This window comes from Streptomyces sp. NPDC058469 (genome assembly GCF_042721125.1).
In the GTDB taxonomy this organism is placed as follows: Bacteria; Actinomycetota; Actinomycetes; order Streptomycetales; family Streptomycetaceae; genus Streptomyces.
Window position 1 is genome coordinate 12594 of record NZ_JBHXME010000016.1, and the last position, 13549, is coordinate 26142.

Below are 13549 nucleotides of genomic sequence, written 5' to 3' on the forward strand. Positions count from 1 at the left end.
GCGAAGCCTAACCGTGTTGGGTCATGTGCGGGGGCGGATGGTCATGGGAATTTCGGCGGGCGCCCCCGGTCCGTCCGTTCAGCGGGTCTCCGTCACCTTGGCCAGGGCGCGGGGCGCGTCCGGGTCCTGGCCGCGGGCGATGGTGACCTCGTAGGCGAGGAGCTGGAGCGGGAGGATCTCCAGGATCGGCTGGAGTTCCTCGGGGACGCCCTCGACGGGCAGGACGAAGCCGGCCGAGGCCTGGTCGACCTGGCCGGCCGGGCCGATGACGACCAGGTCGGCGCCCCGGCCGCGCAGCCGGTCGAGCACGGGCTGGAGGGCGGAGCCGCCCTTGCCCGCCGTCACGACCGCGATGACCGGGGAGACGTTGTCGACCATGGCGAGGGGGCCGTGCAGGAGGTCGGCGCCGGAGTAGGCGAGGGCGGGGATGTAGCTGGTCTCCATCAGCTTGAGGGCGGCTTCCTTGGCGGTGGGATAGCCGTAGCCGCGGGAGGTGATCACCATGCGTTCGGCGAAGCGGTAGCGGGAGGCGAGGGCGCGGACCTCGTCCTGGCGGGCGAGCAGCTGTTCGGCGAGGTCGGGCAGCGCCTTGGCCGCCGCGCCGTCGCCGCCGCGGAGACCCTCGACGAAGAGATAGAGGGCGAGCAGGGAGGCGGTGTACGTCTTGGTCGCGGGGAGGGCCTTCTCCGGGCCGGCCATGATGTCGATGTGGTACTCGGAGACGGCGGCCAGCGGTGAGTCCGGGTTGTTGGTCACGGCGACCGTGATCGCCCCGGCCTCGCGGGCGGCCCGGGTCGACGCCACCAGGTCCGGGGAGCCGCCGGACTGACTGACGGTGACGACGAGGACGTCGGTCAGATCGGGGCGGGCGCCGTAGGCCGTGGTCGTCGACATCGAGGTGAGTCCGCAGGGCAGGCCGAGGCGGATCTCCAGGAGGTACTTGGCGTAGAGGGCGGCGTTGTCGGAGGTGCCGCGGGCGGTGAGCAGCACGAAGCGGGGCCTGCGGGCGGCCACCTCCTGGGCGACCTGGCGGATGCGCGGGGCGCCCTCGTCCAGGATGCGGCGCAGGACGGCGGGCTGTTCGGCCATCTCGCGGGCCATGATCCGGCCGGGGAGTTCGTTCTGGGGGGCCGGGGTCGTGGCGGTCATGCGGAGTCCTCCGGAGGTTGGTCGGTGCTGTGGTGCGGTGTCCATTTCACCCCGTCTGCGGGAGGTGCGCCTCTGTCGGGCGGTTACCGGTTTTCGGACAGGCGGCGAACTCTGGGAGGCAAGAGCCTCCTCTGTTAGATTGGTGCGCGGATTGGTCTAAACCACACAGCTCTTCCGGGCTCCTCGAAGTCCCCTCTGCAGAACGGCAGGCCAGCGTGGAAGTTGTCATCGTTCCGGACGCCAAGTCGGGCGGCGAGCTGATCGCCGAGGCCATGGCACAGCTGCTCCGGCGCAAGCCCGACGCCCTTCTCGGCGTGGCCACCGGGTCGACGCCGCTGCCCATCTACGAGGCGCTGGCCGCCAAGGTCCGCGCCGGGGCCGTGGACACCTCGCGGGCGCGGATCGCCCAGCTCGACGAGTACGTGGGGCTGCCCGCCGAGCACCCGGAGTCGTACCGCTCGGTCCTGCGGCGCGAGGTGCTGGAGCCACTCGGGGTCGGGATCGACGCGTTCATCGGGCCGGACGGGACCGCCGAGGACGTGCAGGGGGCGTGCGAGGCGTACGACCGGGCGCTGGGTGAGGCCGGCGGGGTGGATCTCCAGGTGCTGGGGATCGGGACCGACGGGCACATCGGGTTCAACGAACCGTGCTCGTCGCTGGCCTCGCGGACCCGGATCAAGACGCTGACCGAGCAGACGCGGGTGGACAACGCGCGGTTCTTCGAGGGCGACATCGACCAGGTGCCGCACCACGTCATCACCCAGGGCATCGGCACGATCCTGGAGGCCCGGCACCTGGTGCTGCTCGCGACCGGCGAGGGCAAGGCGGACGCGGTGGCCGCGACCGTGGAGGGGCCGGTGGCCGCGGTGTGCCCGGCGTCGGCGCTGCAGTTGCACCGGCATGCGACGGTCGTCGTCGACGAGGGTGCCGCGTCCAAGCTGAAGCTCGCGGACTATTTCCGGCACACGTTCGTCAACAAGCCGGACTGGCAAGGGATCTGACGAGGTTTCATATCCGTACGTGCCGGTGCCGGGCCCCCTCGTGGAGGGCCCGGCACCGGTGTATTCGGAGGTGTTCCCCCGGGTCGGGGTCGCTCCCCCGGCTCATGGTCACGCCCCCGCGATGACCTCCGCCGCCGCGTGGCCGCAGACGCGGGCCGCGCCGTGCGTCGCGATGTGGAGGGCGCCTCGGGGCGGGGCCTGCGGGACGCCCATCTCGACCACGACGCTGTCGGGGCGGGCGGCCAGCACGGTGTCGAGGGTGGCCGCCATCCAGGGGTGCCGGTGTTCGTCGCGGACCACGACGACGACGCGCCGCGTCCCGGCCGCGTTCAGGACGTCATGTCCGGCGTCCTCCCCGGCGAAGCCGGACGTCTCCGTGCCGGGCAGGAGCCGGGCCAGTTCCGCGGCCACGCCCCAGGGGGTCTCGTCGCCGACGGCGATGTTGGCGACGGGGGTGAGGAGGGCGACGTAGGGCGGTTCGGTGAGCGGGGTGAAGTCGTCGGCGCCGGTGACCGTGAGGGCACGGCGGGCGGCGACGAGACCGACATCCACGCGCGTCACGCCTCCCGCTGACGCGGACCCCGTCTGCGCGTCGGCCTCCGCTTCCGGCGCCGCACCTGCCTCGGAAGCACCCCCCGCTCCCGAAGCAGCGGCCGCGTCGGAAGCCGCCCACCGGGCCAACCCCCGTACCCGTTCCGCCGCTTCGGCCAGCCGCTCCTCCGGCAGCTCGCCCGACCGCACCGCTCCCACCAGCGCGTCCCGCAGGCGTCGTACCGTCTCGTCGTCCGCGAGGCCGCCGCCCACGCAGATCGCGTCGGCTCCGGCGGCGATCGCCAGGACACTGCCGCGTTCGATGCCGTAGGTGGCGGCGATGGCCTGCATCTCCATGGCGTCGGTGACGATGAGGCCGTCGTAGCCGAGCCGGCCGCGGAGGAGGTCGGTCAGGATGCGGAGGGAGAGGGTGGCCGGGTGGTCCGGGTCCAGGGGCGGGACCAGGATGTGGGCGCTCATCACCGCGCGGGTGCCGGCGGCGATGGCCGCGCGGAACGGGAGCAACTCCCGCTGCTCCAGGACCGACAGGTCCGCGTCGATGCGCGGGAGCGCGTGGTGGGAGTCGACCGCGGTGTCGCCGTGGCCCGGGAAGTGTTTCGTGCAGGCGGCGACGCCCGCCGACTGGAGGCCGGTGACGTAGGCCGCCGTGTGCCGGGCGACCAGCTCCGGGTCGGCGCCGAAGGAGCGGACGCCGATGACCGGGTTGGAGGGGTTGGAGTTGACGTCCGCGGACGGGGCCCAGTTGAGGTTCACGCCGCATTCCGCGAGGCGGCGGCCCAGTTCGTGCGCGACCGCCCTCGTCAGGTCCACGTCGTCCACCGCGCCCAGCGCGTGGTTGCCCGGGAAGGAGGAGCCCGTGCGGGACTCCAGGCGGGTGACGTCTCCGCCCTCCTCGTCGATCGCGACCAGCACGTCGTCCCGTTCGGACCGCAACTGGGCGGTCAGCGAAGACAGTTGATCGGGTGACGCGATGTTGCGGCCGAACAGGCCCACCGAGGCCAGGCCTTCACCGAGGCGCCTCAGCAGCCAGTCGGGTGCCGTGGTGCCGGGGAAGCCCGGTTGCAGGACGGTGAGGGCGTCGCGCGTCAGGCCGTCTTTTACAGAATCAGACGCTGTGGTACCGCTGGCGAGTGTCGTCATCGGTTGGCGTTATCCCTTCACAGCGCCCGCGGTCAGCCCCGCGGCCATCTTGCGCTGGACGATGAGGAACAGGACGACGATCGGCACGGCCATCATCGTGGCGCCGGCCATCATCGGGGCGTACTCGGTGCCGTGCTTGGTGGTGAAGTTACCGAGCCAGACGGTCGCCGTCTGGTGCTCCTGGCTGAGCAGCATGAGGGCGTACAGGTACTCGTTCCAGGCCTGGATGAAGCCGTAGACCGAGGTGGCGACCATGCCCGGGGCGAGGAGCGGGAAGACCACGCGGATGAAGGCGCCGGTGCGGGAGCAGCCGTCGACCATGGCCGCCTCCTCCAGTTCCTTCGGGATGTTGACGATGAAGCCGCGCAGGGTCCACACCGTGAACGGGAGGATGAAGGTGAGGTAGGTGATGACCAGGCCGGAGAGCTTGTCGTACTGGTTGAGGTCGTTCAGGAGCAGGAAGACCGGGATGATCATCGAGACCAGCGGGACCATCTGGACCGCGAGGATGCCGACGATCACGATCTTGCGGCCGCGGAAGGCGAAGCGGGAGATGGCGAGCGCGGCCAGCAGGCCGACGACGACGCCGATCACGACCACCGTCAGGGAAACGATGAGGCTGCGGCCGACCGGTCCCCAGAAGTCGGCGATGTCCAGCGCCCGGCGGAAGTTGTCGAGGGTGATGCCGGTGGGCAGCAGGCTCGGGTCCGGGTCGATGGCGTCCTTCGCCGGTTTGAACGCCGTGTCGAGCATCCAGTAGAGGGGGAAGCCGACGACGACGAAGACGAGCAGGCCTACGAGGTTCCAGCCCAGCTTCGACTTCCGGCGGCCACCACCCGATGTCTTGGGCGCATCGGTCGTGAGCGCGCTCATTCGACCTCTCCGATCTGAAGCATCTGACGCATGTAGACGGCGACGACTCCGAGCAGCAGCACCACCGTGACGAGGGCTATCGCGGAACCCTGTCCGTAGTCGTTGACGACGAACGCCCTGTCGTACGAGTAGGTGCTGAGCAGTTGGAAGTCGGCCTCGGGGTGGCCGCCGCGCATCACGAACACCTGGGGGAAGACGCCCATGTCCCAGATCACCGAGAGGGTCGTGAGCATCACGATGATCGGCTTGAGGATGGGCAGGGTGACGTACCGGAAGACGCCCCACGCGCCGGCGCCGTCGAGGCGGGCGGCCTCCTCCAACTCCTGGGGGACCTGGGTGAGTCCGGCGCTGAGGGTGATCACCACGAAGGGCACCGCGCCCCAGACCACCAGCAGCATGATCACGAGGAGGCCCTGCGGTCCGCTGGCGAACCAGTTGTGGCCGATCATGTCGATGCCGGGCAACTTGCTGAGCAGGGCGTTGAAGACGCCGTAGTCCGAGTCGAAGAGCCACTTGAAGACGGTGGTCGCGACGATGACCGGCATGCCCCAACTGGCCACCAGGACAACGTTGATGAGGGTCTTCACCCAGCCGGAGACCTTCTGCTGGAGCAGGGCGAGTGCCATGCCGGCGACCATCGTGAAGATGACCGAGCCGGCCGCGAAGACGATCGTGCGGACGACGACGCCCCAGAACTCGCCGTCGCCGAGGATCCCGGAGAAGTTGTCGAAGCCGATCCACTCCGCGGGCTTGAAGCCCCACAGCTGGGACTGCCCGAAGGACTGGAAGGACAGGGTGACCAGGCGGACCAGCGGATAGCCCATGACCAGGGCCAGGATGAGCAGACAGGGGGCGAGCAGCAGCCAGGGGACCCCGGCTCCTCTCGACGTCCGCTGTCTGCGGGGTACGTCGGGGACGCGCGGTGGCGGCGCCTGCCGCGGCGGCGGCACCTTGGCGGGGGTGGTCGTGTCGGCACTCATCACGCGCTCCTCGGCGGTCCCTCTGGTCGTGCGGCCTTACCCGGCCCTGCTTCGCACCGGATGTCGTACGAGGGGCGGGGCCCTGCCCCGAAGACGGACAGGCCGTCCAACAGGGCCCCGCTCTCAGGTCACTTGGTGTTGATGACCTTGTCGATCGCGGCGTCCGCTTCCTTCGCGGCGTCCGCCACCGACTTCTTGCCGGTGCCGATGTTCTGCAGCATGGTCTGCAGGACCTGGGCCTTCTCGACCTGGCCCCAGCCCGGTGCCATCGGGACGAACCAGTTGGACTCGGCCGCGGTGGCCGGGACCGCCGTCGCGGGGTCGCTCTTCAGCGTCGCGAGGTCGGTCTTGTTGTTCGGCAGGTTGCCCTTGGCGATCAGGCCCTTCTGGCCGGACGGACCGGTGAAGGCGTTGATCCACTCGGCGGCGAGCGCCTGCGCCTTGGACTTCACCGGGACGGCGAGGTCCGAACCACCCAGGAACACGGGCATGTTCTTGCCGGACGGGCCGGGCATCACGAAGTTGACGAGGTCGGTCTTCAGTTTGCCGCCGGTCTTGTCGTTCTTCGGGTCGGCGGCGGTCGCGCCCTCCCACGCGGCGGCGAAGATCATGGACGCCTTGCCCTGGCCGTAGACGATGTAACGGTCGGACTCGTCCTTGGTCTTGTCGCCGTGCATGTACTTGTCGATGACCGACTTCCACTCGTTGAGTCCCTTGATGGACTCGGGCGAGGAGAGGCTGGCCTTCCAGTCACTGCCGGACTGGGTGGCGATGGCGCCGCCGGCGTCGTAGACGAAGGACATGGCCGCGTACCAGTCGCGGGTGGGCTGGTACCAGGCGCTGAACTTGCTGCCTTCCTTCTTCTGGATCTTGTCCAGGTCGGCGGTCAGCTCGGTGTACGTCGTCGGCGGGGCCTTGATGCCGACCGAAGCGGCGATGTCCTTGCGCCAGTTGGCGACGCGGCCACCGGCGTAGTAGGGGACGCCGTAGGTCTTGCCGTCGTAGGTCACCGAGGCCTTGAGGCCGTCGAGCCAGGCGGAGGAGTTGGTGAACTTCGAGGGGTCCACGGGTGCGAAGGCGCCCTTGACCATGTAGCCCAGCATCTCGGTGTTGCCCATCTCGACCACGTCGGGCACCTTGTCGGTGGCGAGAACCGCGTCGAGCTTGGTGTTCTTGTCCGGCCAGCCGTAGTACTCGTGCTTGATCTTGACGCCCGGGTGCGCCTTCTGCACGGCCGCGTCGGCCGCCTTCACCAGCTGGGGCCAGTTGTTCTGCGCGTCGACGGTGAGCCAGACGGTCAGCTCCTTGGCGTCGGCGCCGCTGTTCGAAGAGCCCTTGTCGTCGTTGCCCCCGCACGCCGCGATGGAGACCATCATGCCCGCGATACCGATCGCGGCTATCAGCTTGCGCTTCACGCCACCCTCCTCAGGGATGCCTGCCACACCTCCCGCCCAAGAGCCGGGACCTGAACCAATGGTGTAGACCAGTACCGGGAGCTTGGACCAGACCAGAGGGCCTGTCAAGGGTGCTCGAAACGGCCCTGACCAGCCGTTATGCGACCTACATATGCAGGAACCTTTAAGTAAGAAGGCAGCGAAAACAACCGTGCCGGAGTACTGTCTTCCGCTAGACCACTTGGCGCTGTGGACTAGACCAAAAGAGACGGCGACGGTATACAGAGGGGATCACCAAGTGACCCTTGTCCGGAGCCGGGAAGGCGGAGCATGAGCACCGACGTCAGCAGTGCGGAGAACGAGGGTGGGGCCACCGTCCGCACCGCGCGTGTGCCGAAGTACTACCGCCTGAAGAAGCACCTCCTCGACATGACGGAGACGCTGCCACCCGGCACCCCCGTCCCGCCCGAGCGCACCCTGGCCGCGGAGTTCGACACCTCGCGCACCACCGTGCGACAGGCCCTTCAGGAACTGGTCGTCGAGGGCCGCCTGGAGCGCATCCAGGGCAAGGGCACGTTCGTCGCCAAGCCGAAGGTCTCCCAGGCCCTCCAACTCACCTCGTACACCGAGGACATGCGCGCCCAGGGCCTCGAACCGACCTCGCAGCTCCTGGACATCGGCTACATCACCGCCGACGACACCCTCGCCGACCTGCTCGACATCACCGCCGGCGGCCGGGTGCTGCGCATCGAGCGCCTGCGCATGGCCAACGCCGAGCCGATGGCCATCGAGACGACCCACCTCAGCGCGAAGCGCTTCCCCGCCCTGCGCAGGTCACTCGTCAAGTACACGTCCCTGTACACCGCGCTCGCCGAGGTCTACGACGTCCATCTCGCCGAGGCCGAGGAGACCATCGAGACCTCGCTGGCCACCCCGCGCGAGGCCGGCCTCCTCAGCACCGACGTCGGCCTGCCCATGCTGATGCTCTCCCGCCACTCCCTCGACAAGGAGGGCAAGCCGGTGGAGTGGGTGCGGTCGGTGTACCGCGGGGACCGCTACAAGTTCGTGGCGCGACTCAAGCGCCCGCAGGACTAGTTCGTGGCGCGACTGAAGCGCCGGCAGGACTAGGGGACTTACGGAGTTACCCGGGTTGCTCTACGTTCCTCCCGTCGCCGCATGGACGGGAGGACTCCCCGGTGCCTACCGCGAACGTCCGAACCATCGTCGTCTGGACCCTCGTCGCGTTGGTCGGCGCGGCGGGCTGGACCGTGCTCGCGCTGGCGCGGGGCGAGAACGTGTCGGCCGCCTGGATGGTCGCCGCCGCGCTCGGCTCGTACGCCATCGCCTACCGCTTCTACGCCAAGTTCATCGTGTACAAGGTCCTGAAGGTCGACGGCACCCGGGCCACCCCGGCCGAACGCCTCGACAACGGCATCGACTACCACCCCACCGACCGCCGCGTCCTGCTGGGCCACCACTTCGCCGCGATCGCCGGCGCAGGACCGCTCGTCGGACCCGTACTGGCCGCGCAGATGGGCTACCTCCCCGGCACGGTCTGGATCATCGTCGGCGTCATCTTCGCGGGCGCGGTCCAGGACATGGTCGTGCTGTTCTTCTCGACTCGGCGCGACGGCAGGTCCCTTGGCCAGATGGCCCGCGAGGAGATCGGCCCCTTCGGCGGCGCCGCCGCGCTCCTCGGCACCTTCGCCATCATGATCATCCTGCTCGGCGTGCTGGCCCTGGTCGTCGTGAACGCGCTGGCCTCCTCCCCCTGGGGCACCTTCTCCATCGGCATGACCATCCCGATCGCCCTCCTGATGGGCTTCTACCTACGGGTACTTCGCCCCGGCCGGGTCTCCGAGGTCTCCCTGATCGGCGTGGCCCTGCTGCTGCTCGCCCTGGTCGCGGGCCGCTGGGTCGCCGAGTCGTCCTGGGCCGGCACCTTCACCCTCGCGCCCTCGACCCTGGTCGTCTGGCTGGTGGCGTACGGCTTCGTCGCCTCGATCCTGCCGGTGTGGACCCTGCTCGCCCCGCGCGACTACCTCTCCACCTTCATGAAGATCGGCACCATCGGCCTGCTGGCGATCGGGGTCGTGGTCGCCCTGCCCGCCCTGAAGATGCCCGCCGTCACCGACTTCGCGAAACACGGCAACGGCCCGGTCTTCGCCGGCTCGCTCTTCCCCTTCGTCTTCATCACGATCGCCTGCGGGGCCCTGTCCGGCTTCCACTCGCTCATATCGAGCGGTACGACCCCGAAGATGATCCAGAAGGAAACACAGATTCGCATGATCGGCTACGGCGCCATGCTGATGGAGTCGTCCGTCGCCGTCATGGCCCTGGTCGCCGCGAGCATCATCGACCCGGGTCTCTACTTCGCGATGAACGCCCCGTCGGGCGCGATCGGCACGACGGTGCAGAACGCCTCGCAGGTGGTGAGCAGTTGGGGCTATCACATCTCCCCCGCCGACCTCGCGCAGGCCGCGAAGAACGTCGACGAGGCCAGCCTGCTGTCCCGCACCGGCGGTGCGCCCACCCTCGCGGTCGGCGTCTCGGAGATCTTCTCCAAGGTGACCGGCGGGAGTCTGCGCGCCTTCTGGTACCACTTCGCGATCATGTTCGAGGCGCTGTTCATCCTGACCGCGCTGGACGCGGGCACGCGCGTGGGCCGGTTCATGCTCCAGGACATGCTGGGGAACGTCTACCGGCCCTTCAAGAACGTGAGTTGGAAGCCGGGCCTGGCCCTGACGAGTGCGATCGTGTGCGCGCTCTGGGGCTACTTCCTCTGGGTCGGCGTCCACGAACCGCTCGGCGGGATCAACCAGCTCTTCCCGATCTTCGGCATCTCCAACCAGTTGCTCGCCGCCGTCGCCCTGGCCGTCTGCACCACCCTCCTGGTGAAGTCCGGACGCCTCAAGTGGGCCTGGATCACCGGGATTCCGCTCGCCTGGGACGCGACGGTCACCCTGACCGCGAGCTGGCAGAAGGTGTTCTCCGGCGACCCGAAGGTCGGCTTCTTCAAGCAACGGTCCGTGTTCCAGGACGCGATCGACGCGGGCAAGGTCCTGCCGCCCGCCAAGAACATGGACGACATGCACACCGTCGTCACCAACTCCACGGTGGACGGAGTGCTTTCGGCCATTCTCGCGGTGCTGGTCGTCGTCGTGATCGCGGACGCGCTCCGGGTCTGCGTCCGGCACATCCGCCGCCCCGCGCTCTCCACGCTGAGCGAGACGCCGTACGTCGAGTCGAACATCGTGGCACCGGCCGGGCTGATCCCGACCCGGGAGGAGAAGGAGGAGGCGGCACGCGATGCGGTCGGCGCTCGGACGGGCGGCTAGCCGGACGGTCCGTGGAGTGCGGTGGTACGTCCGGGAGTTGATGGACGAGTCGGCGTACGACCGCTATGTCGCGCACGTCCGCCGGGACCACCCCGACGCGGAGGTCCCGAACCGGCGGGACTTCGAACGGATGCGGACGGCCCGCCAGGAGGCCGACCCGCGACAGGGTTTCCGCTGCTGTTGACCCCCGCCGTTGACACCGATGTCACGTCTTCACGAAATCGACATGCCGATATGCGGACGGGGTCTTCCGCATGCGCGACGCCGTGACCTACATTGCCTGCGCATTACACAGGCGATCATTGAGGTGACGGAGCCGCGATATGTCAGATGTGCCGGAAGTACCGCCCGAAGTGGCACCGCCCGTCGTGGCACCGGTCGTAACACCGGCCCGCGCCGTCATCGCCGTCTGCCTCATCGCGCCCTTCGTGGCGCTGCTCTGGGTCGGCTCCTACACCAAGATCGACCCCACGTTCATCGGCATCCCGTTCTTCTACTGGTACCAGATGCTGTGGGTGCTGATCTCGACGGCGCTGACGATGACCGCCTACAAGCTGTGGCAGCGCGACCAGCGGACCCGCCATGGAGGTAACCGGTGAACGACGGCGTGAACGGCGTCGCCCTCGGCGTCTTCATCTTCTTCTTCCTGGCCGTCACGGCCCTGGGCTTCCTCGCCGCGCGCTGGCGCCGGGCCGACAACGAGCAGAGCCTCGACGAATGGGGCCTGGGCGGACGGTCGTTCGGCACCTGGGTCACCTGGTTCCTGCTCGGCGGCGACCTCTACACGGCGTATACGTTCGTGGCGGTCCCGGCGGCGGTCTACGCGGCGGGCGCGGCCGGCTTCTTCGCCGTGCCCTACACGATCCTCGTGTACCCGCTGATCTTCACGTTCCTGCCCCGCCTCTGGTCGGTGTCGCACAAGCACGGATACGTGACGACGTCCGACTTCGTGCGCGGGCGCTTCGGCTCGAAGGGGCTGTCGCTGGCGGTCGCGGTCACCGGAATCCTCGCGACGATGCCGTACATCGCGCTCCAACTGGTCGGCATCCAGGCCGTGTTGGACGTCATGGGGGTGGGCGGCAGCGCGAACTCCAACTGGTTCGTGAAGGACCTGCCGCTGCTGATCGCGTTCGCCGTGCTGGCCGCGTACACCTACTCGTCCGGCCTGCGGGCGCCCGCGCTGATCGCGTTCGTGAAGGACGGGCTGATCTACATCGTGATCACGGTGGCGATCATCTACATCCCGATCAAGCTCGGCGGCTTCGACGACATCTTCAGCAAGGCGGGCGCCAAGTTCAAGGCGGCGGGAGCGGGCGGCCTGGTACCCGCACCGGCGGGCCAATGGACGTACGCCACACTGGCGTTGGGCTCGGCGCTGGCCCTGTTCATGTACCCGCACTCGATCACGGCCACGCTCTCCTCGAAGAGCCGCAACGTGATCCGCCGCAACACCACGATCCTGCCGCTGTATTCACTGATGCTGGGCCTGCTCGCGCTGCTCGGCTTCATGGCGATCGCGGCCGGAGTCAAGGTCACCAACGGGCAGTTGGCGATCCCGCAGCTGTTCGAGAACATGTTCCCGGACTGGTTCGCGGGCGTGGCCTTCGCGGCGATCGGCATCGGAGCGCTCGTGCCCGCGGCGATCATGTCCATCGCGGCGGCGAACCTCTTCACCCGCAACATCTACAAGGACTTCATCAAACCGGACGCGACCCCGGCCCAGGAGACCAAGGTCTCCAAGATCGTCTCACTCCTGGTGAAGGTCGGCGCCCTGGCCTTCGTCCTCACCATGGACAAGACGGTCGCCATCAACTTCCAGCTCCTGGGCGGCATCTGGATCCTCCAGACCTTCCCGGCCCTGGTGGGCGGCCTCTTCACCCGCTGGTTCCACCGCTGGGCCCTCCTCGCCGGCTGGGCGGTCGGCATGATCTACGGCACCCTCGCCGCCTACGGCGTCGCCTCCCCGACCCAGGACCACTTCGGCGGCTCGTCCAAGGAGATCCCCGGCATCGGCGAGATCGGCTACATCGGCCTGACGGCGTTCGTGCTGAACGTCGTGGTGACGGTGGTCCTCACGTTCGCTCTGAAGGCCCTCAAGGCGCCGGACGGTATCGACGAGACAAGCCCGGCCGACTACACAGCGGACGCGGGCGACCCGGGAGTGAAGGAGGAGCTCCCTGTGATCGCCGGTCACTGAGGTTCCCAAGGGGCACGGGGCTGTATCGATATGCGGCTCCGCCGCGTGGGCACGCCCAGCCACAACGAACCCGCAGCGGGCCACCGAGAGCACCCCCTCGGCGGCCCGCTGTTCGTACACACTGATCCACATGGACATCCAAATCCGCCGAGCGAACCCCACCGAATACGAACCCCTCGGCACCCTCACAGCCCAGGCCTACCTAGAAGACGGCCTACTCGACTACGGCGAGACCGACCCCTACCTCCCCGTGCTGAAGGACGTGGCAAGCCGAGCCGCAGCCGCCGAGATCCTCGTCGCGGTGGACGGCGACCACCTCCTCGGCGGCGTCACCTTCGTCCCCGGCCCCGGCCCCGTCGCAGACATAGCGCGCCCCGGAGAGACGGAAATCCGCGCCCTCGCAATCCACCGCACGGCCCGCGGCCGAGGCGCCGGCGAGGCCCTCGTCCGCGCCTGCGTCGACCGCGCACGGGCCACCGAGGGCTGCACAGCCGTAGTTCTCTCGACCCAGTCGGCCATGCACGCGGCCCACCGCATCTACGAACGCCTGGGTTTCGTCCGCACCCCCGACCGCGACTGGAACCCCGTGCCGCACCTGGACGATCTCACTCTGCTCACCTATCAGCTGACACTCTGAAACCACCGCGACACAACATCTGGTGGTGGCGTGACGGGTGAGCACAAGATGTATGCTCATGCTCGCTGTCGCCGCAGGGGAATCCGGTGCGAATCCGGAACTGTCCCGCAACGGTGTACTTGCGTGCATATGCACGCCTGGTCAGTCCGAGGACCTGCCGACGGCGCGCGTCCGGCCACCCGGCCAGGGCGCATGACGTCCGGGCCTCGTGGAGTGGGCCGGTGGACGCGACGCCCCGTGCGCTCGTGTGCTGCCGCCTGCCCTCAGCGAGGCCCCGTGCCGAGCGAG

General features: G+C 68.8%; 12 protein-coding genes and 1 riboswitch. Of the genes, 7 read left to right on the plus strand and 5 right to left on the minus strand.

The window, feature by feature from the left end:
* Window positions 1-78 precede the first annotated feature (78 nt).
* Complete coding sequence (locus tag ACFWP5_RS11005) at window positions 79-1149, minus strand: SIS domain-containing protein (RefSeq protein ID WP_384153635.1); 1071 nt, start codon at window positions 1147-1149, stop codon at window positions 79-81.
* A 215-nt stretch (window positions 1150-1364) separates the two neighbouring features.
* Between ACFWP5_RS11005 and nagB the strand changes: the two genes are divergently transcribed.
* A complete protein-coding gene (gene nagB / locus ACFWP5_RS11010) occupies window positions 1365-2150 on the plus strand; it encodes a glucosamine-6-phosphate deaminase (protein ID WP_384153638.1) in 786 nt (261 codons plus the stop codon).
* 108 nt (window positions 2151-2258) lie between these two features.
* Here the strand turns inward: nagB and ACFWP5_RS11015 are convergent, their stop codons facing one another.
* The 4 genes from ACFWP5_RS11015 to ACFWP5_RS11030 all read right to left on the minus strand — a co-directional run bounded on the left by ACFWP5_RS11015 (window position 2259) and on the right by ACFWP5_RS11030 (window position 7110).
* Window positions 2259-3842 (minus strand): glycoside hydrolase family 3 protein, encoded by a 1584-nt coding sequence (locus ACFWP5_RS11015; RefSeq protein WP_384153641.1) that lies wholly within the window; start codon window positions 3840-3842, stop codon window positions 2259-2261.
* 9 nt (window positions 3843-3851) lie between these two features.
* The gene (locus ACFWP5_RS11020) at window positions 3852-4715 is read right to left on the minus strand and encodes a carbohydrate ABC transporter permease (RefSeq protein ID WP_384153644.1); all 864 of its coding nucleotides are present in this window, start codon (window positions 4713-4715) and stop codon (window positions 3852-3854) included.
* Window positions 4712-5698 carry a carbohydrate ABC transporter permease gene (locus ACFWP5_RS11025; protein ID WP_384153647.1) on the minus strand — a complete coding sequence of 329 codons (987 nt, stop codon included), beginning with the start codon at window positions 5696-5698 and terminating at the stop codon, window positions 4712-4714. Before ACFWP5_RS11025 ends, ACFWP5_RS11020 begins: the two co-directional genes overlap by 4 nt.
* Window positions 5699-5823: 125 nt before the next feature.
* A complete protein-coding gene (locus ACFWP5_RS11030) occupies window positions 5824-7110 on the minus strand; it encodes an extracellular solute-binding protein (RefSeq protein WP_384153649.1) in 1287 nt (428 codons plus the stop codon).
* A gap of 309 nt (window positions 7111-7419) precedes the next feature.
* On the opposite strand from ACFWP5_RS11030, the gene ACFWP5_RS11035 reads away from it, so the two are divergent.
* From ACFWP5_RS11035 to ACFWP5_RS11060, 6 genes are all read left to right on the plus strand, one after another.
* Window positions 7420-8184: a GntR family transcriptional regulator gene (locus ACFWP5_RS11035; protein WP_033282079.1), complete on the plus strand. Its 765-nt coding sequence runs from the start codon at window positions 7420-7422 to the stop codon at window positions 8182-8184.
* Window positions 8185-8285: 101 nt separating this feature from the next.
* Window positions 8286-10427, plus strand: coding sequence for a carbon starvation CstA family protein (locus ACFWP5_RS11040; protein WP_384153653.1), 2142 nt, complete (start codon window positions 8286-8288; stop codon window positions 10425-10427).
* Window positions 10399-10611 carry a YbdD/YjiX family protein gene (locus ACFWP5_RS11045; RefSeq protein ID WP_384153656.1) on the plus strand — a complete coding sequence of 71 codons (213 nt, stop codon included), beginning with the start codon at window positions 10399-10401 and terminating at the stop codon, window positions 10609-10611. Before ACFWP5_RS11040 ends, ACFWP5_RS11045 begins: the two co-directional genes overlap by 29 nt.
* Window positions 10612-10750: 139 nt before the next feature.
* Window positions 10751-11026, plus strand: a complete 276-nt coding sequence (locus ACFWP5_RS11050; protein ID WP_384153659.1) for a DUF3311 domain-containing protein — start codon at window positions 10751-10753, stop codon at window positions 11024-11026.
* Window positions 11023-12624, plus strand: coding sequence for a monocarboxylate uptake permease MctP (gene mctP, locus ACFWP5_RS11055; protein WP_384153662.1), 1602 nt, complete (start codon window positions 11023-11025; stop codon window positions 12622-12624). The genes ACFWP5_RS11050 and mctP overlap by 4 nt, the downstream gene beginning before the upstream one ends.
* Before the next feature lie 130 nt (window positions 12625-12754).
* Complete coding sequence (locus ACFWP5_RS11060; protein WP_384153665.1) at window positions 12755-13261, plus strand: GNAT family N-acetyltransferase; 507 nt, start codon at window positions 12755-12757, stop codon at window positions 13259-13261.
* 17 nt (window positions 13262-13278) lie between these two features.
* Window positions 13279-13438, plus strand: a riboswitch (cobalamin riboswitch).
* Window positions 13439-13549 lie beyond the last annotated feature (111 nt).